Source organism: Streptococcus mitis, from assembly GCF_002096835.1.
Lineage (GTDB): Bacteria > Bacillota > Bacilli > Lactobacillales > Streptococcaceae > Streptococcus > Streptococcus mitis_W.
In genome coordinates, this window is record NZ_NCVG01000023.1 from 158921 (window position 1) to 183456 (window position 24536).

The 24536-nt window shown below is 41.2% G+C and carries 19 protein-coding genes and 1 other RNA gene; 1 reads left to right on the forward strand and 19 read right to left on the reverse strand.

Going from position 1 to position 24536, the window contains the following annotated elements:
* Nucleotides 1-42 precede the first annotated feature (42 nt).
* Nucleotides 43-2409, forward strand: a complete 2367-nt coding sequence (recD2, locus tag B7699_RS07645) for an SF1B family DNA helicase RecD2 (RefSeq protein ID WP_084927835.1) — start codon at nucleotides 43-45, stop codon at nucleotides 2407-2409.
* A 153-nt stretch (nucleotides 2410-2562) separates the two neighbouring features.
* Here recD2 and tig read toward each other — a convergent pair whose 3' ends face one another.
* The 19 genes from tig to B7699_RS07750 all read right to left on the reverse strand — a co-directional run bounded on the left by tig (nucleotide 2563) and on the right by B7699_RS07750 (nucleotide 24534).
* Nucleotides 2563-3846 carry a trigger factor gene (gene tig / locus B7699_RS07650; protein ID WP_084927836.1) on the reverse strand — a complete coding sequence of 428 codons (1284 nt, stop codon included), beginning with the start codon at nucleotides 3844-3846 and terminating at the stop codon, nucleotides 2563-2565.
* Between the two features lie 92 nt (nucleotides 3847-3938).
* Nucleotides 3939-4370 carry a DNA alkylation repair protein gene (locus B7699_RS07655; protein ID WP_275655598.1) on the reverse strand — a complete coding sequence of 144 codons (432 nt, stop codon included), beginning with the start codon at nucleotides 4368-4370 and terminating at the stop codon, nucleotides 3939-3941.
* 38 nt (nucleotides 4371-4408) lie between these two features.
* On the reverse strand, nucleotides 4409-4594 hold the full coding sequence (locus B7699_RS09810; protein WP_084927838.1) for a DNA alkylation repair protein: 186 nt from the start codon (nucleotides 4592-4594) through the stop codon (nucleotides 4409-4411).
* Nucleotides 4595-5227, reverse strand: coding sequence for a response regulator transcription factor (locus B7699_RS07665; protein WP_084927839.1), 633 nt, complete (start codon nucleotides 5225-5227; stop codon nucleotides 4595-4597). It abuts the gene before it with no gap.
* A 13-nt stretch (nucleotides 5228-5240) separates the two neighbouring features.
* Entirely contained in the window at nucleotides 5241-6236 is a 996-nt protein-coding gene (locus B7699_RS07670) for an envelope stress sensor histidine kinase LiaS (RefSeq protein ID WP_084927840.1), read from the reverse strand.
* Complete coding sequence (gene liaF / locus B7699_RS07675; RefSeq protein WP_084927841.1) at nucleotides 6233-6931, reverse strand: cell wall-active antibiotics response protein LiaF; 699 nt, start codon at nucleotides 6929-6931, stop codon at nucleotides 6233-6235. The genes B7699_RS07670 and liaF overlap by 4 nt, the downstream gene beginning before the upstream one ends.
* Nucleotides 6932-7008: 77 nt before the next feature.
* Complete coding sequence (gene fni, locus B7699_RS07680) at nucleotides 7009-8019, reverse strand: type 2 isopentenyl-diphosphate Delta-isomerase (protein WP_084927842.1); 1011 nt, start codon at nucleotides 8017-8019, stop codon at nucleotides 7009-7011.
* On the reverse strand, nucleotides 8003-9010 hold the full coding sequence (locus B7699_RS07685) for a phosphomevalonate kinase (protein WP_084927843.1): 1008 nt from the start codon (nucleotides 9008-9010) through the stop codon (nucleotides 8003-8005). The genes fni and B7699_RS07685 overlap by 17 nt, the downstream gene beginning before the upstream one ends.
* Nucleotides 8997-9950 (reverse strand): diphosphomevalonate decarboxylase, encoded by a 954-nt coding sequence (gene mvaD / locus B7699_RS07690; RefSeq protein ID WP_084927844.1) that lies wholly within the window; start codon nucleotides 9948-9950, stop codon nucleotides 8997-8999. Before mvaD ends, B7699_RS07685 begins: the two co-directional genes overlap by 14 nt.
* The gene (gene mvk / locus B7699_RS07695) at nucleotides 9932-10810 is read right to left on the reverse strand and encodes a mevalonate kinase (RefSeq protein WP_084927845.1); all 879 of its coding nucleotides are present in this window, start codon (nucleotides 10808-10810) and stop codon (nucleotides 9932-9934) included. The genes mvaD and mvk overlap by 19 nt, the downstream gene beginning before the upstream one ends.
* Nucleotides 10811-10931: 121 nt before the next feature.
* A complete protein-coding gene (gene cbpF, locus B7699_RS07700) occupies nucleotides 10932-11927 on the reverse strand; it encodes a choline-binding protein CbpF (RefSeq protein ID WP_084927846.1) in 996 nt (331 codons plus the stop codon).
* A gap of 208 nt (nucleotides 11928-12135) precedes the next feature.
* Nucleotides 12136-17568, reverse strand: coding sequence for a Rib/alpha-like domain-containing protein (locus B7699_RS09815; protein WP_275655599.1), 5433 nt, complete (start codon nucleotides 17566-17568; stop codon nucleotides 12136-12138).
* A 760-nt stretch (nucleotides 17569-18328) separates the two neighbouring features.
* Complete coding sequence (locus tag B7699_RS07720) at nucleotides 18329-19018, reverse strand: response regulator transcription factor (protein WP_084927848.1); 690 nt, start codon at nucleotides 19016-19018, stop codon at nucleotides 18329-18331.
* Nucleotides 19019-19029: 11 nt separating this feature from the next.
* A complete protein-coding gene (gene gndA, locus B7699_RS07725) occupies nucleotides 19030-20454 on the reverse strand; it encodes an NADP-dependent phosphogluconate dehydrogenase (protein ID WP_000158778.1) in 1425 nt (474 codons plus the stop codon).
* A gap of 75 nt (nucleotides 20455-20529) precedes the next feature.
* Entirely contained in the window at nucleotides 20530-21948 is a 1419-nt protein-coding gene (gene mapZ, locus B7699_RS07730) for a cell division site-positioning protein MapZ (protein WP_084927849.1), read from the reverse strand.
* Between the two features lie 12 nt (nucleotides 21949-21960).
* Complete coding sequence (locus B7699_RS07735; RefSeq protein ID WP_049500299.1) at nucleotides 21961-23118, reverse strand: THUMP domain-containing class I SAM-dependent RNA methyltransferase; 1158 nt, start codon at nucleotides 23116-23118, stop codon at nucleotides 21961-21963.
* A gap of 84 nt (nucleotides 23119-23202) precedes the next feature.
* An RNA gene (gene rnpB / locus B7699_RS07740) (RNase P RNA component class B) lies at nucleotides 23203-23584 on the reverse strand.
* Nucleotides 23585-23604: 20 nt separating this feature from the next.
* Entirely contained in the window at nucleotides 23605-23934 is a 330-nt protein-coding gene (gpsB, locus tag B7699_RS07745) for a cell division regulator GpsB (protein ID WP_000146534.1), read from the reverse strand.
* 72 nt (nucleotides 23935-24006) lie between these two features.
* On the reverse strand, nucleotides 24007-24534 hold the full coding sequence (locus tag B7699_RS07750) for an SLOG family protein (protein WP_084927850.1): 528 nt from the start codon (nucleotides 24532-24534) through the stop codon (nucleotides 24007-24009).
* Nucleotides 24535-24536: the final 2 nt, after the last annotated feature.

Here is a 24536-nt window from a genome sequence, read left to right on the forward strand (position 1 = left end):
AAAAACAACCCCAACTCTCACCTATTCATGCAAAGGAATTTTATGGAAGTTTATTTTTCAGGAACCATTGAACGGATTATTTTTGAAAATCCCAGCAATTTTTATCGCATCCTCCTCCTAGAAATCGAAGATACGGACGCAGAGGATTTTGATGATTTTGAAATCATTGTCACAGGAACCATGGCTGACGTGATTGAAGGCGAAGACTATACTTTTTGGGGGCAAATTGTCCAGCACTCCAAGTATGGGGAACAACTGCAAATCAGCCGTTATGAACGTGCAAAACCAACTAGCAAGGGGCTGGTTAAGTACTTTTCAAGTAGCCATTTCAAGGGAATTGGTCTCAAGACAGCTCAGAAAATCGTGGACACCTATGGCGACAATACCATTGACGAAATTTTGCAACACCCAGAAAAGCTAGAAGGCATTTCAGGACTCTCTGCAAAAAATCGCGAGGCTTTCGTCTCCACTCTTCGTCTCAACTACGGAACGGAGATGGTTTTAGCCAAACTGGCCAACTACGGCATTCCCAATAAACTAGCCTTCCAGATTCAAGATTTTTACAAGGAAGAAACCCTTGATGTGGTTGAAAATTATCCCTACCAGCTGGTTGAAGATATCAAAGGATTGGGATTTACCATTGCTGACCAATTAGCGGAAGAACTAGGCATCGAAAGTCAAGCCCCTGAACGCTTCCGCGCCGGTCTAGTTCACAGTCTTTTTCAGGCCTGCATGGAAACAGGGGACACCTATATTGAAGCACGGGATCTGCTAGAACAAACCCTTACTCTCCTTGAATCTTCTCGCCCCGTGGAACTGGATCCCAGCCAAGTGGCCCAAGAGCTCTCCTACCTGATTGAAGAAGACAAGATTCAGCAGATTGATACCAAAATTTTTGACAACAGCCTCTTTTTCGCTGAGGAAGGCATCCGCAGTCACTTGGTCCGTATCCTTGAAAAAGGAAAACAGAAGAGCCAGGATTTAGAAACCATTCAAAAACATATCGCTACTGTCGAGGAAGAACTGGGAATTGAGTATGATAGCATTCAAAAACAAGCTATCTGCGATGCTATCCAGAACAAGGTCTTTATCCTTACAGGTGGGCCTGGTACTGGTAAGACAACTGTTATCAATGGGATTATCGCTGTTTACGCCCTTTTAGAAGGACTTGACCTCAGGAAAAAAAGCAACCTGCCGATTCTTCTTGCCGCTCCAACTGGCCGAGCAGCTCGCCGTATGAATGAATTGACAGGCTTGCCAAGTGCGACCATACACCGTCATTTAGGAATGACAGGTGACGATGACACCAGTCATCTGGAAGATTATCTGGATTCCGACTTTATTATCGTGGATGAATTTTCTATGGTGGATACTTGGCTGGCCAATCAACTCTTTTCCAATATCTCTTCTAACAGTAAGATCCTCATCGTGGGTGACAGCGACCAGTTGCCGTCTGTCAGTCCTGGACAGGTTCTAGCGGATCTGCTTCATATTCCCTTGATTCCTCAGACTCGCTTGGAAAAAATTTACCGACAAAGCGAAGAATCAACTATCGTTACCCTAGCTAGTCAGATTCGACAGGGCATTTTGCCAGCTGATTTTACCCAGAAAAAAGCAGACCGTTCCTACTTTGAAATTGCTAGCGGTCATATTCCTGCCACCATTGAAAAAATCTTAGGCGCTGCCCTCAGAAGTGGCATCCCTGCCCGTGATATCCAAGTTCTGGCTCCCATGTACCGTGGTACAGCAGGGATCGATGCCATCAACCAGCTCATGCAAGACCTCCTGAACCCACCACAAAAAGACCAACTGAGTTTTGAAGCTCCCCAGTGTCACTATCGTAAGGGAGACAAGGTTATTCACTTGGTCAACGATGCTGAAATCAATGTCTTTAACGGAGATTTGGGTGCCATCACAGACTTGATTCCCGGTAAATACACCGAATCGAAACAAGACGAGATTGTCATTGATTTTGACGGGAATGAAGTCTCTTACCCCCGTAACGAATGGTACAAGATTCGCCTGGCCTATGCCATGAGTATCCATAAATCTCAGGGAAGCGAGTTCCCTGTTGTCATCCTACCGATTACCAGTGCTAGTAGGCGTATGCTGGAGCGGAATCTCATCTATACCGCCATTACACGTGCCAAAAGCAAGCTTATCTTACTAGGTGAATTACAAGCCTTCGACTATGCTACACAGCACATCGGAACTGCCCGAAAAACCTATCTGATTGAACGCTTCAGTGATCTATTGGAAAATGTCGAAGATAATAAACCAGCTGTCTATGAAACTGCCACATCAAGTGACTCTGAACAATCCTACATCCTAACCGAAGAAAACTGGGATAGCATCCCAGCCATGATTGGGATTACAGACGCAGACCTTAAAGAGATTTTTGGAAAATAGTGCATCAGAAAACCCACCTAGTCAGGTGGGATTTTTGTTTATGAATACTCAATGAAAATCAAAGAGCAAACTAGGAAGCTAGCCGCAAGCTGTACTTGAGTACGGTAAGGCGACGCTGACGTGGTTTGAATTTGATTTTCGAAGAGTATAAGATTATTTAACTGTTGCTGTGCTTGTAATCAATTCAACAGCTTTTTTGATTGTGATATCGTGTTTCAACATATCAGCTGAAAGCAAGCTTTGAACTTGAGCAACTTCCATGTTGTAGTCTGTTGCCAATTGCTCGATTTCTTTTTGGATTTCTTCTTCTGAAGCGTCGAAACCTTCAGCTTTAGCAACTGCTTCAATAACAAGGTTAGTCTTAGTACGTGACTCAGCTTCTGCTTGGTATTGGTTGTGAAGGTCTTCTTGAGTAGTTCCAGTGATTTGGAAGTACATGTCAGGGTTGATACCTTGACGTTGCAAGTTTCCAAGGAATTCATTTACTGAACGGTGAACTTCTTCGTGGATCATTTCTTCTGGAAGTTCTACGATTTCAGCATTTTCTACAGCTTTATCAATTGCTGCACCTTCAACGGCATCTTTGTAAGCTTCTTCTTTAGCAGCAGCCAATTCATTGCGGTATTTTTCTTTCAATTCAGCAAGTGTTTCAACTTCTTCGTCGATGTCTTTTGCAAGTTCATCATCAAGAGCTGGAACTTCTTTAGCTTTTACTTCGTGGATAGTTGTCACGAATTTAGCTTCTTTACCTGCAAGGTCTTCTGCTTGGTAGTCTTCTGGGAATGTTACGATAACATCAACAGTTTCACCAGCTGAGTGACCTACCAATTGGTCTTCGAAACCAGGGATGAATTGACCTGAACCAAGTCCAAGTGAGAAGTTTTCACCTTTTCCACCGTCAAATTCAACACCGTCGATAGAACCAACAAAGTCGATGACAACAGTGTCGCCGTTTTCAGCAGCAGCTTCTTTGATAACCAATTCAGCCAAGTTGTTGCGTTCGCGTTCGATACACTCTTCAACATCAGCGTCAGTTACTTCTTTTTCTAGATCAACTGATACTTCAAGGTTTTTGTAGTCACCCAATTTTACTTCAGGTTTTGTAACAACTTCAGCAGTGATAACCCAGTCTTGACCTTTTTCCATTGAAGTTACGTCAATTTTTGGTTGAGCAACCACTTCAAGACCAGCTTCTTTTACAGCTGCTTCATAAGCGTTTGGCAAAAGAGCGTTCATAACATCTTGGTAAAGTGACTCTTCACCAAATTTTTTGTCGAAGATAGGACGTGGAAGGTGACCTTTACGGAAACCTGGAACATTAAGAGATTTCTTCACTGAGTTGAAGACACGATCCAATTCTGGTTTGATTTGGTCTTGAGAGATAGTGAAAGTCAAGACACCACGGTTTGTTTCTTTGTTTTCAAATGATACAGACATTCTGTCATTTCTCCTTAAAATTTTTTAAATACAGTCTATTATAACATAAACGAGCGACTTTTTTCAAGTAATGAATGCGCTTTTCAATGATACTAGAGGTACTTGCTCGCTTCTTTGATACTAAGTTCAGCCATTCTTTCCTTGTTTTTCTCAATGAAAGTTTCTACCCAAGCTGGATTAGTTTTGGAGTAGTCTCGCAAAGCCCATCCAACGGCTTTATTGATAAAGAATTCTGTTTGATTCAAATTATGAAGCAGAATCTTTTCCATTAATTGAACATTGGTCTTCTCTTTTCTTAACAACTGGTGGTCAATAGCGACTCGTCTCAGCCAGATATTGTCTGACAAGTTCCATTGGAGGATTATTTTTTCCAGTTCCGGCTTATTGTATACCAAACTCCCTACTACGCGATCTAGGATATCCACCGTATCCCACCAAGACTTGGTAACAATCAACTGCTCTAGCTTAGGCAAATCGCTGTCCTTTAGATAAGACTGCATTGCTTTCAAATAATTGGCAGCCACATACTGGTATTCTCTAGACTCTTTTTCCCAGCAAGTATCTACAAAATCCCAATCAATAATCTTTGTTTTTTCGCTTCTGGAAAGTATTTTTTATAGAGTTTATTCCTTTCTGGCACCGCAACGCCTAGAAAGGAAAATCGATGGCGCATATAGGCTCCCATGGGCCCTGCTTTTTTAGAATCTTTTACTGCTTCTAGCTCCTCAAGCAAATCTGTTAGACTCATCTAAAACTCCTCATGCCCCACCAAGTGATGCTGAAAGGCATAGACCGCTGCCTGAGTGCGATCGCTAACCTCAAGTTTGGCAAGAATGTTGGACACGTGAGTTTTGACCGTCTTGAGAGAGATAAACAGTTCGTCTGCGATACGCTGATTTTCGTAGCCCTTGGCGATGAATTGGAGAACATCTCGCTCACGCGCAGTCAGGTCCTCATGTAGTTCTATATGATTGCGGTGGTATTCGACTTTTTTGCTGACCTCTTGCTCAATGGCCAACTCCCCAGCAGCCACCTTACGGACGGCATGGAGTAATTCATCAGCACTTGATGTCTTAAGCATATAACCTTTAGCCCCAGCATTCAATACTGGCATGATTTTTTCATTATCTAGATAAGAAGTCACAATCAAAATCTTGGCTTCAGGCCATTCTTTGAGAATGGCCAAAGTTGCGTCAATTCCATTCATTTCAGGCATGACGATATCCATGACAATGACATCTGGACGCAATTTCAAGGCTAAGTCAATACCCTGAAACCCGTTGGACGCCTCGCCCACAACTTCTACATCGTCTTGGAGGTCAAAGTAGCTTTTCAAGCCCAATCGGACCATTTCATGGTCATCTACTAGTAAAATTTTCATCTTTACTCCTTTATCATTCCTTATCGAGCAGGGGAATACGGATATCAACTGCCAGCCCTTGCTTGGGAGCTGTTAATAACTGAACCGTCCCTGCCATATCTTCGACCCGCTCCTTGATATTACGAAGTCCATAACTCAAGTCATCTAAGCTCCCCAACTGGAAACCAATCCCATTGTCTACCACCTTCAGTTGCAATTCAACATCCGTCTGATAGAGATAGACATCCAAACAAGAGGCCTGGGCATGGCGGAGGGTATTGCTGATCAACTCTTGCAGGATACGGAAGATATGCTCCTCGATTTTCTTGGGAAATTTCGTCACATTTTGCTTAAGACTAACTCTGAGATCACTCTTGTCCTCAAGCTCTTTTAAGAGGATTTGAATTCCCTCAACCAGACTCTTCTGCTCCAGTTCAACTGGTCGCAAATGCAAGAGCAAGACTCTCAAGTCCTTCTGGGCTGTTTCAAGGATGGCTGTGACGCTCTGCAACTGGGTCTGCATCTTTTCTCTATCCAATTTCAAAGACTGCTGGCTGACACCTGACAAAATCATGTGGGCCGCAAACAACTCCTGACTGACTGTATCGTGCAAATCCCGAGCAATCCGCTTCCGTTCTTTCTCGATGATTTCCTCTTCCTGAGCAAGACTCTGATTTTCTGCTTTTTGAAGAGCTTCTGTCAAAAGATTAAGTTTACCTGACAAGGACTTGAAACTGGCATCCAAATCTGGATCTGCAAGCCGAATCACTTCTTGTCCTGCTAATAAACGCTTGAGATTAGACTGCATTTTTCTTAGAGAAAGCTCTTCGATAGCTCTCCAAAACAGGGCTAAGAGAAAGGTCATGGACATGCTGAATACCAACAACAAAAAGATAAATTTTTCTGTTTTTTCGACATCATGTAAGAAAATAGACCAGTCAAAGTCAAGGATGTCCAGCAAGCTGTGGGACAGAAATAAGACAAACAGGATGGAGGTGAGGGCAATGATTACATAAGCTTGTTTTTTCATCCTCTGACCACCTCCACATCGCCAATCATAGTGGTCAAGAGAATCTTGACGCTCTTGTTACTCTTGAGATAATCTCTCGTTTCTTGATGATAGTGTTCATTACGTAGAGCTCGCTTTGGATGATTAAAAAAAGTCAAATCCCCATAGAGACAGTTAACACTGAGACTAACTTCTACATCTACGGGCACAATGATTTTGGTCGTACCTACCATCTTTCTGAGAATAATGACATTATCATGATTGGTTAGGATGACCCTCTCCAGATGAATGGTGTCCTTACCCATGAGACGAAAGAGATTGATATCATCAAACTGGCAAGTTTGGTAGCTTGAAAAATGATGGAGATTTCCAAACCAACGATTTTTCTCCATCTTAACCGTCACCACCTCTTCAAAAACCAAATTTGTCTGCTCTTTTTCCTGATTCATCATCGGATAAAGAAGAAAGAGGCTATAGATGACCGCAACAAAAATAGCTAGAATCACAAAAGGATTGAGCATGACGATGAAAAAGAAGAGAATGGTTGCCACCACTAAAAGAAGATTATTGCCCTCTTTACCAGTGTAATAGCGAATCAAAAGCAAAAAGAGGAATAGAATCAGCAGAAAACGCGAAAAATGCTCTGAAACCATCAAAATCAGAGCTCCTGTCAAAAGACAGGCTTCGATAAATAAAAAGATTTTAAATTTTCTCATAGGTTCATCCTCTCTCTTCTATTTTATCACAATTCAAAAAAGTCACCTCAGTCTGAGGATGGAAAAAAAGGCGGTGGTTACGCCTTTTTCATCTGATCCTTTGCTTCTTTTAATTTTCCATAAAGAAGATAGTCTACTTTTTGCAGATCTGCTATGGTGGCACAATTAAGGGCACACATAATCAAACGCAGGTCGTCTTTCCAGCCTTGGACAATGCCAATCACTTCTTCGACTGTGTAGCTTTCAATCAATTCCAGAACTGTACGTGACAGGCCTACAGCCTTGGCACCAAAGACCAAACACTTAATCATATCCAGCGGATTGCGAACACCTCCACTGACCAAGAGTTCGACCTTGTCTTTCCAATCTTGGGCATTGAGAAGAGCCTGCATGGTAGACTGGCCCCATTGATTGAGGTAGTCACGTTGGCCACTGCGACGATTTTCAATATAGGCAAAGCTGGTACCGCCACGACCTGATAGGTCAAAGGTTCGAACGCCCAATTCATAGGCTCTCTCGATGGTCTTCACATCCATTCCAAAGCCCACTTCCTTGAGGACAATCGGAACAGGGATTTGCTTGCTGTAGTCTGCTAGATGCGATTGCCAGCTTCTGAACCTTCTTTCTCCCTCGGGCATGAGTAATTCCTGCATGACATTAACATGCACTTGCAGGAGGAGAGGATTCATCTCTACCACAGTCTGAAGTCCCAACTCAACAGGCTTGTCCAATCCAATATTGGTTCCAAGGAGGAGATTGGGATGACTAGATTTGACAGAAAAAGAGGCATCTGATGGATCTTTGAGGGCTGCGCTATAAGAACCCGTCACAAACAAAATCCCACAGGCTTCCGCCACATGAGCTAGTTTTTGATTGATTTCTTTACCTTTTTCACTCCCACCTGTCATGGCATTGATATAAAAAGGAAAATCCCACTTTCGACCAGCAAACTCTGTCGACAGATCGATTTCATCCAGGTCGTAAAGAGGCAAGGAAGAATGAATCAACTCCACCTCATCAAAGCTATTATAGGAACTTTTCTGCTCAAGGGCATAGCGGATATGCTCATCCTTACGATTTGTCGTCATGTCCTATCCTTTCTTGGTATAAGAGCTCAATCCCCAGATCGGCCCAACGGTTTTTTATGGTTTCAGTTGATTGCGCATCAAAACTCAAGGCAATACCACAGTCACCACCACCAGCGCCGCTACTCTTGGCAACAGCCTGCAAATCTTGACTGGCTTCTTTCAACTGTCTAAGCGAAGGCGTGTAAATATCTGCGCTCAAGCTTTCTAAGAGCTTACTGGCTACTTCTACTTGCTCGATAATTTTTTCTGATTTCCCCTGTTCCAAGGCTTCTACCAAAGAAACCACCGTTTCTTTTGAGGAACTTAAAAAATTCTGATTGATATTTTGCTTGATTTGCTGGACCATGTGACTCGATACAGCCACTTCCTTGGTCCATCCCACTAGGAAATCACATTCTAGGGCAGGTTGTACGTGTGAGATTGAAAAGCCCCAATCACGCTCTAAAACAGTCGCTAAGTTTTCTTCTTCCAACCAAGCAGCCACCTTCTGGCGATCAAATGACTGGTAGAGAACCAAATCCTCTGCCACAATACAGGCAATGTCCCCCATAGAACCATTGTCTCCGCGCTTAAGCAAGACAGCACTGGCCAGCTTGAACAAGAGATCCTGATCAACCGAAAGATTATATAGAGCCAGCAGAGCCTTGATGACCAAGACAACGACGCTACCGCTAGAACCTAAACCAAACTTTTTCCCTTCTCGTTCCATTTTTCCTCGGATTTCCAAAGAAAAAGGTCGCAAGGTCTCCCCACGATAAACGAGGAAATCTTCCACTAAAGCAATTGTTTCTTGAATCAAGCTATAGTCAGGATTTGGTGTCAAATCCACTGCAAAATCAAACAGATCCGAATAGATACGATAACTATCAGAAAAAGCAATCTCTCCCTTCATATAGATAGGAATGGCCTTTATCAAGGCCAACTGCCCTGGCTCTAAAATAGCATATTCACCTGCCCAATAGAGTTTTCCGCAAGTTTTAACAGCAATCATCTTGACTCAAATCCTTTGTTTTTGACACAATCAAGCGATAACGTTGACCGAAGATTTCTGATAAATGCTCCAAGTCTTTCTCTTGACAGAGAACCTTGACATTGGGACCAGCATCCATAGTAAAGTAGCAGGCTTCCCCTTGCTCACGAAGCTGGCGGACAAAGTCCATTGCTTCATAGCTTGCATCCGTCAGATAAGAAAAGGCTGGTGATGCTGTTTTGGTCGTAGCGTGCATAGCCAGGGCATTTTCCTCCGTTAACTCCCCAACCTTGGCAAAGTCATTTTCCTTGAGATAAACCAGCATATCCTGATAGTCTTTCTCAGACTGACGGACCCAGTCATCAAAAGTCGTCGAAGTTTCCACACAGAGTTTCATCCCGTCACGGCTAGAGATTGGTTTTTTCTTGTCCTCTAGTACCAACATAATCATAGCTAGTTTCAGGTCTGTCTCTACCAGGTAAATCTCTCCGCTATCCTTGTCCCAGGCACCTAATGGTCCATAAAAACTCCGAGAGGAAGAGCCTGAGGCAAACTTCGCTTCCTGCGCTAGCTGACTTCTATCCAATCCAAGCTTGAAATAAGCATTACAAGCCTTGACCAGGGCGGACAAACCACTAGAACTTGAGGACAGACCCGCCGCGGTAGGCATATTATTTTGAGTATCGATACGGACAAAGCCCTCACCAGCTGGACGGTAACGGTCAATAATCTTACTCATTTTGGCATGCTCCGCCTCATTTTGTAGCTGACCATTGATATAAAAGGCATCAGCCATCGCATCCGTCGGTAGAGGCGACAAAGTCGTCTCTGTGTACATATTTTCCAAAGTCAGAGAGATACTGCTAGTAGCAGGCACCATCTCTTTCTCTTTTTTCTTTCCCCAATATTTGATAATAGCAATATTTGCGTAAGAACGTACTGTTACAGGCTCTCTATCCATGTCTGAACAGCTCCTTTCTCTTCTAATCTTTCTGCTAGTTCTTGAGCTTGAGTCAAATTGGTTGCCAAAGCTATGATACAGCCTCCTAGCCCACCACCGCTCATCTTGGCACCCAGAGCACCATGGCTAAGAGCCGTTTCAACTAGAGAATCCGCCTCAGGGCTACTAACACCAATTTCTTTTAGATGTAAATGCGCTTGACTGAGGATTTTTCCCAGTCCTTCAGCATCTTTTCGTCTAATCGCATCTTCTGCCTGCTGGGTCAATTCCCCCAAGGCATGTAAAAACGGCAGGGCATCCTTCCCCTTGTTTTGAACCACTTGGATGGCTTCACGAGTATGACCATAAACGCCCGTATCTGCAATGACCAAATAGGCAGATAAATTCATCTCAAGCTCTGTAAATCCTACGTTTTTAATAAAGCGAATAGGTTGGTCACTTAGACAGGTCTTAGCATCCAAACCACTAGGATTCATATGGGCAATCATCTCAGCCCGATTGACCAAGATTTCCAATACATCATGAGGCAGATCAGCCTCATAGTAGTCAAATACCGCACGAATAGCCGCTATGCTGATAGCTGCTGACGAACCCATTCCCCGCTTCTCAGGGATAGCTGAGTCAATCTCACAGCGAATGCAGGCTTCTGTGATATCCAAATACTCCAGTGAGGCATACACCGCCATGGACAAGGTATCCTCCTCATAAAGACGCCAAGGACTCGCTGCAGGAACTACCTTACAAGTCACCTCCACCTCCAAAAGAGGCAGGGAAATAGCCGGATAACCGTAAACGACTGCATGCTCCCCTATTAAAATAATCTTACTATGTGCCTGACCGACACCAACTTTTTTTGTCATTTTTTCCTTTTACTAGACGAAAAAGCCGTCTCATTTTTCATACAAGTATTTATTCTCTCCTATCTATTTTATTATATTTTCACAAAAAAAGCGATTGTTTCCTTCACAATCGCTTCTTTCATTATTGAACCCATTCGCCATTATAGTTGACAGAATAGCCATCTACGGTCGTATTCACTGCCAAAGCACCTGAGCTATAAGCATAGTACCATTTCCCATTGACCTGGAACCAGCCTGTCTTCATATCGCCATTACCTGCATTTAGGTAGTACCAAGTTGAACCATCTTGATACCAACCAGTTGCCATTGCTCCTGATGAACGGAGATAGTACCATTTGTTCCCAAGGTTTTGCCAACCAGTTTTCATATCGCCATTTGGCTGATCTAAATAATACCAAGTTGAACCTTCCTGATACCAGCCAGTTGCCATTGCTCCTGATGAACGGAGATAGTACCAGTTATTACCAAGTTGTTTCCAACCAGTTTGCATTGCAGCAGTTGTTGGATCTAGATAGTACCAAGTTGAGTTATCATTGGTCCAACCACGTGCTAGTTCCCCAACAGTCAATCTGTTGATGCGAGAATCAAATCCACCATCCTTCAGTAAATAATACCAGTGCCCCTCATCATAAACCCAACCAGTTTTTAAGGTGTGATAACTACGTTGATCTTCAAAATAATAGACTCGTTTCTCTGCTGGACTATCATATTGTTCCCCATGATGTTTGTTGGTATTTGTAGCGGTTTTTGCTTCTAAAACTTGCTTACCAACAAATTCTTGTAGTACCCCATCTTGACCAAAGTAAAACCAATCTGGTCTAAAAGCAATATCTTGCCTTGGAGAAGAACCAATCGTAACCCCTTCGTGTGGAGCAGGTATATATTGCCAGCCGACAACCATCTCTCCAGATAAAGGATCAAAATAATAGTACTTACCATCAATCACTCGCCAGTAGGTTTCTTTGAGGTCCCCCTTCTTGTAGTAGGTTCTTCCGTTTTCTTGGACAAATTTCCAACCCTCTGAATCAGTATCATCCGCCAATACTGTACTTGTCGCCAGTAAGCTAAAGAAAAAGACTGCTAATGCGATTTGCATCAATTTTTTTATTATTTTCATTAGACGTATCCTCCTGCAAGGATTCTAGCAAAAATTCAATTGTATGTCAATATGACAGCTTTAAAATAATATAATAACGAACTATCATTTGATTCACTAGTAAAATCTCCTAGCAGGCTTTCCTGCTAGGAGATTTTCTTATGAGAGGTACTTGTTTAAACTTTGAAAATCGGACTTATCGTCTGATGTTCATCAAACAATCTACCAATTAAGCTTCTTCATCTTCTTTACGACGTCGACCTGCAAGACCAAGACCAAGTAATGCACTTGCGGCTGCTGCTACCATAGCTACAGTAGAATCTGCTGTACCTGTATTTGGCAATTCTTTAGCTGCTTTACGCGCATTTGCTTGTGCTGATGCTGTTTGACCAGCATTAGCTGCTGCTTGAGCAGTAGCTGGAGCTACAGCTGGTGTTTGGGCAGCTTGGTCATTAGCTGGAGTTGCATGATCAGTTGATGAAGCAACTTTCGCCATGAAGTTTTCGATACGTTTAACCATTGCATTCACTTCTGCTTGAGTTGCGTCTGCATTGGCAAATACTTTCTTAGCATCTGCTAATAAGTCATTCGCTTCTTTTGCAGTTTCTGCATCAAGCTTAGCTGATTCTTTGATGATCAATTCATCTAATTGACGAATAGCACCTTCTAACTTCGCTTTATCCACTTTTGCATCAGTGTTAGTAGCTCCGTTATTGCCAGAAGTTCCGTTTCCGTTACCACTGTTATTGCCTCCACCATTTGATGGTACATATGGACGTTGTTTAAAGATATCTTCTGATGACTTAGTTAAGTCTGCTGCTGGAATAACGGCTGTGTTTCCTGATGGTGTTGTCACTGTAGCGTTTCCTTTATCGTCTACTACTACAGTCGCACCTGGATTCACGGCTTTAACTTTGTCTTCGATGGCTTTCTTCTCAGCATCTGTAAGTTTTTCTGGGTTCGCTACCACAGTCTTATCTGCTGGTTTAACCACATCGTTACCTGCATTTGGCTTAGCTGCGTCGTCTGCTGTCTTAGTTAAGTCTGCTGCTGGAATAACGGCTGTGTTTCCTGATGGTGTTGTCACTGTAGCGTTTCCTTTATCGTCTACTACTACAGTCGCACCTGGATTCACGGCTTTAACTTTGTCTTCGATGGCTTTCTTCTCAGCATCTGTAAGTTTTTCTGGGTTCGCTACCACAGTCTTATCTGCTGGTTTAACCACATCGTTACCTGCATTTGGCTTAGCTGCGTCGTCTGCTGTCTTAGTTAAGTCTGCTGCTGGAATAACGGCTGTGTTTCCTGATGGTGTTGTAACTGTCGCATTTCCTTTATCGTCTACTACTACAGTCGCACCTGGATTCACGGCTTTAACTTTGTCTTCGATGGCTTTCTTCTCAGCATCTGTAAGTTTTTCTGGGTTCGCTACCACAGTCTTATCTGCTGGTTTAACCACATCGTTACCTGCATTTGGCTTAGCTGCGTCGTCTGCTGTCTTAGTTAAGTCTGCTGCTGGAATAACGGCTGTGTTTCCTGATGGTGTTGTCACTGTAGCGTTTCCTTTATCGTCTACTACTACAGTCGCACCTGGATTCACGGCTTTAACTTTGTCTTCGATGGCTTTCTTCTCAGCATCTGTAAGTTTTTCTGGGTTCGCTACCACAGTCTTATCTGCTGGTTTAACCACATCGTTACCTGCATTTGGCTTAGCTGGAGCTGTTGTATCTTTAGTAACAAAGTCTGCTAATGGGTGTTTATCTGTAGAACCATCTGTATATGTTACTACAAGATTTCCTTTAGCATCTTTTGTTACTGATTTAATCTTAGCATCTTTATCTGTAACTGGAGCATCTTTTGAGATATTCGCATCGTCGTTATCTTTCTTGTACTCAAGTTGTAGTTTTTCTTTGATTTTAGCTAAATCAGCTTCTGTTACGTTTGCTGGATCTGCTACGGCAACTTTTTCTGTTGGTGCCTTGATATCGTACTTATCTGTTTGAGATTTAACAACGAATTGAACATATCCTGGTTTTTGTTGACGTACTGCATCATCAGTTGAAGCATTGTAGTCTGCACCTGTCATTGATTTGATGTTTTCATTATCTTTAGCTTCAATGAAACTTGTCCATTGGTTTGGAGCTTTAAGATTTGTAACACCTGTCATCTTGATAGTTGCTGTTCTCTTGTCAGCAGATACTGTTCCCTCTCCGTTTGTAACAGCACCGTTGTCAATCTTACCTGTTGTAAATCCAAACGTTGCAGCGTTATCATTTCCAACACCACCTGGTCCACGTAGGTACAAATCTTTAACTTCTGCATCATCTGAAGCTTTGAATGTTAAGTCAGTATTTTCACCAGTGTAAACATAGATTTGACGTTTGTCTGCATTTGAATATGGAAGTTCAACTGTTGGTACTTTATTTACAAATTCTGATAATGGTTTTGTATCTTTAGAACCATCTTTATAAGTTACTACTACATCGTTTCCGTCTTTAGTAATAGAAGCAATACGGTCCGCTGGATTTTCTACTTCTGTACCTTTTTTATCAACTAAACGTGCATCTGGATTGTTTTGAGAATATTCAAGTTTAACTTTCTCTTTAATTTTTTCAAACTCTTTATCAGTAACATTGTTAACATCTGATACAACTACTTTGTCAGCTTCTGCTGGAGTTTTAATATCATATTTTTGAGTTTGAGGTTTAAGAATTACATTAACCGCAGTTGGGTCGGTAACATCTCTACCATTTCCTCTAGCATCTGCTCCATCTTTATCAATGGCTTTTACAAAACGCCATCCTAATGGAGTTCCTCCATCTTGAATTGCTTTTTCAAATTTTTCTTTTGTAAACTTCCCTTCAGGTGCTGGAGTACCTGTATATGTAATAACAGCTGGATTTTCTGCTGTTGCTGTTGTTTCAGTAGTGAATTTATTCGCAGTGAATCCATATTCTGTATTTTGTTTATTAGTTTCTCCTGCTACGTCTTTAAATTCTTGGTTACTTCCTCTTCTTAACTCAGCGCTTGCAAGTTTACCACTATCATCTTTGATTTTAATATCAAAAGAATTCACTTCTGATGCGTAAACATACACTTCTTTTTTATTAGGCGCTGGATCTGAATATTGAATTTCTACTGTTGGTTTTTCATTTGTACGTACAAATTCTGACAATGGTTTTTTATCTTGAGAACCATCTTTATAGGTTACAACAAGATTGTTTCCTTCTTTTTCTACTTTATCAACAACTTTTGAAGCAGCTTCTACTTCTTTACCTTTTTTGTCAGCTAAACGTGCATCTGGATTGTTTTGAGAATATTCAACTTTAACTTTCTCTTTAATTTTTTCAAACTCTTTATCAGTAACATTGTTAACATCTGATACAACTACTTTGTCAGCTTCTGCTGGAGTTTGGATATCATATTTTAAAGTTTGAGGTTTAAGAATTACATTAACCGCAGTTGGGTCAGTAGCATCTCTACCATTTCCTCTAGCATCTGCTCCATCTTTATCAATGGCTTTTACAAAACGCCATCCTAGTGGAGTTCCTCCATCTTGAATTGCTTTTTCAAATTTTTCTTTTGTAAAATCTCCTTCTGGTGCTGGAGTACCAGTATACGTGATAACAGCTGGATTCTCTGCTGTTGCCGTTGTTTCAGAAGTAAATTTATTCGCAGTAAATCCGTATTGAGTATCTTGTTTATTAGTTTCTCCTGCTACGTCTTTAAATTCTTGGTTACTTCCTCTTCTTAACTCAGCACTTGCAATTTTTCCGCTATCATCTTTGATTTTAATATCAAATGAATTAACTTCTGATGCATATACATATACTTCTTTTTTATTAGGCGCTGGATCTGAGTATTTAATCTCTACTGTTGGTGGTACTGCTGGCGCTGCTGGTGCTGTTGGCGCTGTTGGCGCTGCTGGAGTTGCTGCTTCTTTCTCAACAATTACTTTTACTGGTCCTTCTACCTTCGAACCATCTGAGTATGTTACAACTGCTGTTGCTGTTTTTTCTCCTGGCGTTGCTGTGTTTACTGGTGTCTTGAACTCAGCTTTTGTTCCAGCAGGAAGATCTTTGAAGTTAGCAATTGAATTTTCTGCTTTTGGTTGTTCATTAACTTTAACTGTTTGAGTTTTTACAGTTGGAGGGGTAACATCAGCTTTTGATAGATTTACAGGGTTCTCTGCAATTCTGTGGAAACCGTGGTCAACTCCTGCTGTCCCTGTACTCAACATTCCCATCGAAACCTTCATATTTTTCAACTGTTCATTTGTTACTCTATCAGGAACTGTTGTTGTAAACTCCCAAACATAACCGTCTCTATAGTTACCACCCGTATTCGAATTATCATAGATAACACGCTTACCTGGCAAAGCATTTGAGTTTACTAAATTTTTTGTATCAGATATCTCGTCTTTTACAGCATCCTTATAATAGAAACTAGTATTATTATACAGAGTATCTAGTCCTCTAGTATAATTGTCCCAACTACCATTTATTGTCAAATTCTCATTTTTAGCAAGAGCACGTCCTGCTGCTGTGGCTGGAGTAGGGTTATCAAAAGTTACAGTATCACTAAGAGCACTTCCATCTCCGCCAACTAGTTGATATTTTCTGTCTACAAATTTCATTTCCGCTCTATATTGCAATCGGCGAATATCCGTAGGCATATTCACTTCATTAGGAATCTGAATGTAGTTTCGGAACACTTCATTCTTTACTCCATAGTCATTAGCGAAATTTTGTAAATGATCATTGAAAAAAACTTGCCAGTCTACAGAAGTAATTTTCCCAGTAGCATCTGTATTGTAACGAGCTCTATATTTCATTACGGAATTAACAGCAGTTATTGCATTACCAGATTCAGATGAACCTCTTATACCACTAGTAATAACACTGTCTTTTTTCCCATAGTCGTTCCCCTGAGAATCAATATTATAGGCAATTTCCGCCCTAAAAGCATTATTTTTATCTAATGCTTTACCGTTACGTGGGTCGTTAGATCCTGTGTTTTCGATTGAGTTAGATTCTGATTTTTTCTCAGTGTTTTCTGCTTTTTTACCTACAGTTTCTTTTCCATTAGTAGTGTCTACTGCTGGAGTTTCTTTTTTCTCTACAGGTTTATTTTTTAATTTAGTGTTAGCTGTAGTTACAAGTTTATTGTAAGCTTTTGTGATTTCACCTTGAGTTGTTGCGTTTGCTAATGTAGCTTTTGCAGCTTCTAAGTCAGCTTTTAGTACCGCAACACTTTCTTCAGTTTTGTTTTCGTATGTTCCGTTAGCTAATTTTGCTTCGATTTCTGCAATGTAGTTTTCTAGTTTAGTTTTGTCTAAAGCTTTAACTTCTTTTGCAGTTTCTCCATCAAGTTTTGCCGCTACTGCTGGTTCTGTTGTAGACACAGCCGGTGTTCCAGCAACTTCTGGCTTGTTTTCTGCTACAGCAGGTGCCTCATAAGTCTTGCCATCTCCGTTCTGTGTAGGTTTAACATCCCCAGTAGTCGAGTTGTTTGCTACAGTAGTTTCTGCTGTGTTTGCATGAACCACTTGGGTAGCTAAACTAGCTCCGACTGCAAAAACAAGAGAACAACCGAATAGGAAATGCTTCCCTTTTTTGATCATTCTCCAGTTCTTTTGCTCTGCATTTTTACGATTAAAATACATCACATTTTCTCCTTTTGATATCTAAAAAATAGCATGTAATACACATACACATACACATACACATACACATACACATACACATACACATACACATACACATACACATACACATACACATACACATACACATACACATACACATACACATACACATACACATACACATACACATACACATACAATCAATATTATAATTCACATTAGCAGATTTGTCAATTATATTAATTATTTTTTATTATTTTCCATTATTTTCAGAATATTTCAGGATTTAAACCATTTATTATATTATAACGTTAAAACAAAAATAAAATTTTCCTTTTCTTCAAGACTATGATAAATGCCATTTTTTGAATACTTATAAAGAACATGTCAACTTATCCTACATATAAGCCATTTCTTTTGAGTACCAAAAAATAGGGAACTATGAAAGTAAAGTTCATCAGTTACAAATACTCTTCAAACCGCGTCAGCTTCCATCTGCAACCTCAAAACTAGTGTTTTGAGCAACTTGTAGCTAGCTTCCTAGTTTGCTCCTTGATTTTCATTGAGAATAAACTATGGTCAAGAAGAAATCATTCTCCCTGACCAGACCTTTGGACCATTACAAGCCATCATTTATAGCTATTCAAAAAAGCTCCATACTATCTATTATTCAGGGATTCCTGCTACAGATAGTATGGAGCTCAAAAAGCAGTTACACGAGCATGACTGCCATTCTATTCTTGCATGGTGTAACCAACACCACGCACGGTTTGCCATTCTATTCTTGCATGGTGTAACCAACACCACGCACGGTTTTAATGTAGCTTTTTTGACCTTTTACATCAAGCTTGCTACGTAGATAACGGATATAGACATCCACAATATTTGTTTCTGTCGCACTTTCATACTTCCAGACACTTTCCAACAACTGCTCACGAGCCAGGACTTTCTTGCTTCCCATAAGAGTAGCCAAAAGATCATACTCACGACGCGTCAGAGCAATCATCTCTTCGCCACGATAAACAGTATGATGTTCTACATCCATACGCAGATTGCGGTAAGACGTTGGAACCTTCATCTGACTACAGTGTTGGTCGATAAAGTCCCGACCTCGGAAAATCGCTGAAATACGAGCCACCAAATTCTCAATAATAACTGGCTTATAGATGTAAGAAACGGCAAAGCGTTGGATTGCCTCAATCTGATCTTGCAAGTCTTCGCGATGGTCCAAGACCATAATGACTGAAGCCGGTTTAGTTCGACTCAGCTTGTCTGCAAAATCCTGGGCTGTCATATCCCCCAGATGAGCATTCAATAAAATCAAGTCATAGTCTGTCTGAAGAGCCATGGAGAGGGCTTTTTGCCCCTCCTCAACCTGATCAACTCGGTATTGCTCTTTTTGGAGTTCCAAACTTAAAAAATGAGCTAGATTTCGTTCTTTCTCAAGTAATAAAATCCGTTTCCCCATGGCAGACCTACTTATTTTTCGTCATACCAAGAGTAGTGGAATGTTCCTTCTTTGTCTTTACGTTGGTAAGTGTGGGCACCAAAGTAGTCACGTTGTGCTTGGATCAAGTTAGCTGGAAGGTCAGCTGAACGGTAGCTATCAAAGTAAGTAATAGCTGCTGAGAAGGTTGGTACTGGTACACCAGCTTGAACCGCAAGAGCTACGATATCACGCACTGCTTGTTGGTATTTAGCAGTAACATCCAAGAAGTACTCATCCAAAAGAAGGTTAGCAAGGTCTGCATCACGGTTATAAGCATCTGTAATCTTTTGCAAGAAACGAGAACGGATGATACAGCCATCACGCCAGATAGATGCGATGTCTGCAAATGGCAAGTTCCAGTTGTTTTCTTTAGAAGCTACACGCAATTGAGCAAAACCTTGTGCGTATGAAATGATTTTTGAGAAGTAAAGGGCTTGACGGATTTTTTCAATCAACTCAGCCTTGTCTCCTTCAAATTTGAAGGCAGCTGGTTTTGGAAGAACCTTGCTAGCATGCACACGTTCTTCTTTGTAAGTAGAGATGTAACGTGCAAATACTGACTCAGTGATGAGTGACAATGGCACACCAAGATCAAGTGATGATTGGCTAGTCCATTTACCAGTTCCCTTGTTGCCTGCAGCGTCAAGGATGTAGTCTACGATTGGTCCGTCTTGGCCTTCATCGTCTTTACGGCTCAAGATATCAGCTGTGATTTCGATCAAGTAGCTGTCCAATTCACCCTTGTTCCACTCAGTAAAGATTTCAGCCATGTCTTCTGCAGAAAGGCCTAGCAAGTGTTGCATCAAGTCATAACTTTCTGCGATCAATTGCATATCACCGTACTCGATACCGTTGTGAACCATTTTCACGTAGTGACCAGCTCCATCAGGACCGATGTAAGTCACACATGGTTTGCCATCTTCTGGTGCTTTAGCTGAGATTTCTTCAAGAACATCCGCAACCAATTCGTATGCTTCTTTTTGTCCACCAGGCATGATAGAAGGACCTTCAAGGGCACCTTTTTCACCACCAGAAACTCCAGTACCAATAAAGTTGATACCTGAGTTTGCCAATTCTTCATTACGACGGATGGTATCTTTGTAGAAAGTGTTTCCTCCGTCGATCAAGATATCACCTTTGTCAAGGTGTGGAAGAAGGGCTTGGATAGTAGCATCTGTACCAGGTCCAGCTTGAACCATAAGCATAATACGACGAGGTTTTTCGATTGAGTTTACAAAACTTTCAACGTCATAGCTTGGTACAAAGTTCTTTTCAGGATGGCAAGCAATCACATCTTCCGTTTTTTCTTTACTACGGTTGTAAATAGCAACTGTGTAACCACGAGATTCAATATTAAGGGCAAGGTTACGACCCATTACGGCCATACCAACAACACCAAAGTTAGCTTTTGTCATTTGACACTCCTCTTGTTTAATTTGTTTTATTTTATCATTTTTACTTTTGAAAAGAAAGAATTTTGTAACGACTGCTTAATAGTCCAAGTCATCCGCATGTCCAGAACCATTTCCAACAAAGTATCCTGTCTTACAGTTAAGGGTAAAGAGATAAGTTCCATCTGGCTTGTAGAGATTGTAATAACCATTACCATTAACGATATTGACACGTTCAAGGATGTATTGGTTGCCAGTGATATAACCACGTGAGCGTGAAGTCGCTAGAATTTGTTCCAAGACACCATCCGCGAAATCCCAAGCAGAGTTATTGCTATCATCAATAGCAGACTGGTTATAAGAAACACGACTCGCACTTCTTTGAACAGCAACTCCTGCACTTGATACACCCATATTGACTTCACTGCGAGTACTTCTAGTTTCGGTTGATGCAGTATTTGAGCTACTTGGACTTGTTTCATTAGCAGTATTTTCACTTGCTTGACGAGAGCTTGAGCTGCTAGTTTCACTTGAACTTGAGCTTGAAGCACTTGTTTGCTGGCTCTTACCAAGACTGATAGCCTTATCTAGAACTTTATCAAGTTCCGTATTTCCAGTTTTAATATCTGTAAATTTAGCATCTGATTTAGCTTTAGCGTTAGTGTCCAAAACACCATCCACAATAGCTGGCTTCTCAAATTGAGCATTGACATCTTGAATGGCCTTGATTTGAGTCGCTAGACTGTCATACTTAGATTTGGCAAGCGTATATTCACGACTACCTTCTAGCTTATCAAGCAAGGTCTTCAGTTGGCTCAGTTTATCAAACTGGCTATTCTTCAAAGCTGTTTTATTACTATCTGTATAGAAGCCATCATATAAATTATTGAATTCTTCTGCATCTGACTGCGTGTTTGTAGTTGATTGAGAAGTCTGGATTTCCTTGGTCGAACGAGCCACTTGACGATAAACATAATAACCAGTTCCAAGGATAAGAACCACTAATGCTGCTAGAATACCGTAAAGCACCCATTTCTTCTTACTTTTTCCATCTTCACTATCCGTCACTCGAGAACGTGTGAGAGCCTCTTCCGCTCCAACCAATGGTACCTCTTCAGTCTCAAATTCTTCGACAAGAGGAGTTTCTGAAACTCTTGTTAATTCTAAATCATCAAACTGACGCAATTCATCTTCTGGAGCTGGAGAAGTTATTCCGGTTCCCTCACGAAGCTCTTGAAGTAAATTATCTAGAGTCTGAGTCTCCTCTATCTCTTCTACCTCCTCTTTTTCAACTAAATCATCCTTGCTAAACTGACGCGTTTCAAACTTATCTGCCTCAATTTCATCTTTATGTTGTTTCACATACTTGTCCAAGATAGAATCTCCAGGCAATACACCTGCTTCCACCTCTTCATTTTTTCGCATAGCTTCTCCAACTGTTAGCTCTTTGGCTTCATCAAAATCAAATTGCGCTTCTTTATGTTCTGTTTTATGACGATTACGTCTCTTCTTACTCATGAGTTTCCCTTTCTACTTTACTTCCTGGCGTTTAACACGCTGACCAAAATATTGATACAAATCAACTTTTAAGGTTCCATTGTACAACTTACGCTTCTTGTCCGCCTGACTACCGTACTTGGTTTCAAAGGCTTCATCACTAGTTAGGATAAACTTGCTCCACGTTTTCAGCGGTGCAAATACTTGCCCCATCTCAGCATAAAGCTTGGTAACCCCTGCATCATCTGACAAGCGTTCACCATAAGGCGGGTTAGAGATAATCACTCCATTGATTTTATCGGAACGTAAATCCTGCACGCGCATCTGCTTAAAGGTAATATCTCCTGCAACACCTGCTGCCTGAGCATTGGCCTTAGCAATTTCCACCATACGTGCATCGATATCACAACCCATGATATCCAGTTCCAGTTCACGATCTACTTTCTTAGCTGCTTCAGTGCGTACTTCTTGGATCAAACGATCGCTAATCCAGTTCCATTCCTCAAAGGCAAAGGAGCGACGAAGACCAGGCGCCATCTTTCTAGCAATCATAACTGCCTCGATACAGAAAGTTCCCGAACCACAGGTCGGATCAATCAAGGGCTTGTCTGGATACCAGTTAGAGAGTTGTAAAATGGCTGCTGCCATGTTTTCCTTGATAGGAGCGCCACCTTTTTCAGTACGATAGCCACGTTTAAAGAGACTAGATCCTGTCGTATCAATCATGACAGTTGCCACATCTTTCAGAATAGAAACTTCAATCTTAAACTCAGGACCAGTCTCCATCAAGGGAATACCTTCTGGACGGGCATAATGTTTTTGCAATTTCTTAACAACAGCCTTCTTTGAAATAGCCTGTACACTTGGCTCATTGTGCAGTTTAGATTTAACACATTTAGCTTTGGCAATCGGAAAGCGAGCGCCAAGCGGTAAATAATTTTCCCAATCTAGGGCGAAAACTCCCTGAAACAGCTCCTCAAAAGTCTTAGCTGGGAAAGTTCCTACGATGATCTTAATACGGTCTGCTGCACGGAGCCAGAGGTTGGTTTCGATGATGGCTCTCGAGTCTCCTTGAAAACGAACTCGACCATTTTCAACCTGACAATCGTAGCCCAACTCTCGCACTTCTCGTCCCACAACAGCTTCAAGACCAGCTGCCGCAGTCGCGATTAAATTAAATTCTTTTTTCATTTTACAGTCTTATAAGACCTTTCTATATGTCCACTTTAAAAAATGAGGTTGAGAAAATTTCTCAGCCCCAACCTATATGCAATTTTCTATAAGCCATGTTTTGTTCCAGAAGTGACTAGGACCACTCCCTTCGATAATCATCTGTCTACCACTAACAGCCTACAGCTGATAGCAGTCAGAGTACTACGTTCGTTTCCGTGTACTCCATGCCCCGACCGAAATTTGGGTTGCTAGCTTGAGGGGTTTACCGCGTTCCACTCTCTCCGTTTCCAGAAAGACTCCGTCACTGTGGCACTTTCAAGCCTACTCCGACCTATCCAAAGACTTAGCCATTTCGACTGCCGTAACGATCTCTCGTCCCTAGGCTTATGGTTTCGCCTAGCACAAACACTACAGGCATCACAGCCTGTGCTAGCATGGACTTTCCTCATGAAAAGAAATTCTCCTCACGCGATTATCCAAAAATTGCACTTTTCAAATAAGCTCTTACAAATCAGAGTTATCCAAAATTTGTTTGCCAAACACTTCTTTCTCAAGACGATTTAGACGTTTCAAAATATCAAAATTCGTCATAGAAGTTGTAGCTGTCATTTCAAGAGGTTCTGCTTGAACCGGTGCAGATTCAGGTTTGCGAGACAATTCTTCCTTCAACTCTGCAATTTCTTGACGGAGAGACTTGACTAAGGCAGCATAAGTTTCGTAGTCCTTGATGACATCGTCCAAAAATTCATCAACTTCAACCTTACTATATCCACGGACTTCACGTCCAAACTCTTGCTCGAAAATATCTTTCGCTGAAAAAATAATACTTGCCATCTCTCTCTCCATTCTCGGTTTCTAATAGTATTATTATATAAAAAAAGGCATACAAAAATCAAGGTCAAAGCCTTACTTTTCAGAAAAATTTTCTGCTAGCTCATTTAAGTCTTCAAACGTTAACCTTTTTATGCGATAACCTGCCTGGTTTTTCATCAAATTGTCCATAAATTTTAATTTGGTCTCATTTTCTGGGTCATGGAAAAAATAAGCTAAGTCAGTATTTTCCAGCAAAAATCGTTGGTAGTCTCGTAGTTGCCCCATGTGTTCATATTTAGGATAGGCATATTTGACAAAATCGACCTGCTTAAATTGGTTAAGTTTAAGCTGATTCGCTTCATTCCAATTTTCCCCGTGTGTTTCAAAATCAAAAATGGTCGCTAGGCTGAAATCATATTCTTCTTTCATTTCATTTGCGACATCTAGCACCCAGGATTCAAATCCCAAGTTTCCTGTAAAGACCAGCCATTTAATCCCTTCTTCTGCTAAACTTTCTAAATCACGGCGAATGGCTTTCTTTATGATTTTTAATCTGATATCTTTTTCATTAAACAGACCCAAGTCAAAATTAGAATATCCCATAATTAAAGCTGTAGTCATTT

Bases quoted from the DNA above. Each gene is read 5' to 3' on its own strand.
- cbpF (WP_084927846.1), bottom strand. From the start codon at position 11,927: ATGAAAATAATAAAAAAATTGATGCAAATCGCATTAGCAGTCTTTTTC.
- mapZ (WP_084927849.1), bottom strand. From the start codon at position 21,948: ATGAGTAAGAAGAGACGTAATCGTCATAAAACAGAACATAAAGAAGCG.
- gpsB (WP_000146534.1), bottom strand. From the start codon at position 23,934: ATGGCAAGTATTATTTTTTCAGCGAAAGATATTTTCGAGCAAGAGTTT.
- B7699_RS09810 (WP_084927838.1), bottom strand. From the start codon at position 4,594: ATGAGTCTAACAGATTTGCTTGAGGAGCTAGAAGCAGTAAAAGATTCT.
- tig (WP_084927836.1), bottom strand. From the start codon at position 3,846: ATGTCTGTATCATTTGAAAACAAAGAAACAAACCGTGGTGTCTTGACT.
- mvk (WP_084927845.1), bottom strand. From the start codon at position 10,810: ATGACAAAAAAAGTTGGTGTCGGTCAGGCACATAGTAAGATTATTTTA.
- B7699_RS09815 (WP_275655599.1), bottom strand. From the start codon at position 17,568: ATGTATTTTAATCGTAAAAATGCAGAGCAAAAGAACTGGAGAATGATC.
- recD2 (WP_084927835.1), top strand. From the start codon at position 43: ATGGAAGTTTATTTTTCAGGAACCATTGAACGGATTATTTTTGAAAAT.
- gndA (WP_000158778.1), bottom strand. From the start codon at position 20,454: ATGACAAAAGCTAACTTTGGTGTTGTTGGTATGGCCGTAATGGGTCGT.
- B7699_RS07670 (WP_084927840.1), bottom strand. From the start codon at position 6,236: ATGAAAAAACAAGCTTATGTAATCATTGCCCTCACCTCCATCCTGTTT.
- B7699_RS07720 (WP_084927848.1), bottom strand. From the start codon at position 19,018: ATGGGGAAACGGATTTTATTACTTGAGAAAGAACGAAATCTAGCTCAT.
- fni (WP_084927842.1), bottom strand. From the start codon at position 8,019: ATGACGACAAATCGTAAGGATGAGCATATCCGCTATGCCCTTGAGCAG.
- B7699_RS07685 (WP_084927843.1), bottom strand. From the start codon at position 9,010: ATGATTGCTGTTAAAACTTGCGGAAAACTCTATTGGGCAGGTGAATAT.
- B7699_RS07735 (WP_049500299.1), bottom strand. From the start codon at position 23,118: ATGAAAAAAGAATTTAATTTAATCGCGACTGCGGCAGCTGGTCTTGAA.
- liaF (WP_084927841.1), bottom strand. From the start codon at position 6,931: ATGAGAAAATTTAAAATCTTTTTATTTATCGAAGCCTGTCTTTTGACA.
- B7699_RS07665 (WP_084927839.1), bottom strand. From the start codon at position 5,227: ATGAAAATTTTACTAGTAGATGACCATGAAATGGTCCGATTGGGCTTG.
- B7699_RS07750 (WP_084927850.1), bottom strand. From the start codon at position 24,534: ATGACTACAGCTTTAATTATGGGATATTCTAATTTTGACTTGGGTCTG.
- mvaD (WP_084927844.1), bottom strand. From the start codon at position 9,950: ATGGATAGAGAGCCTGTAACAGTACGTTCTTACGCAAATATTGCTATT.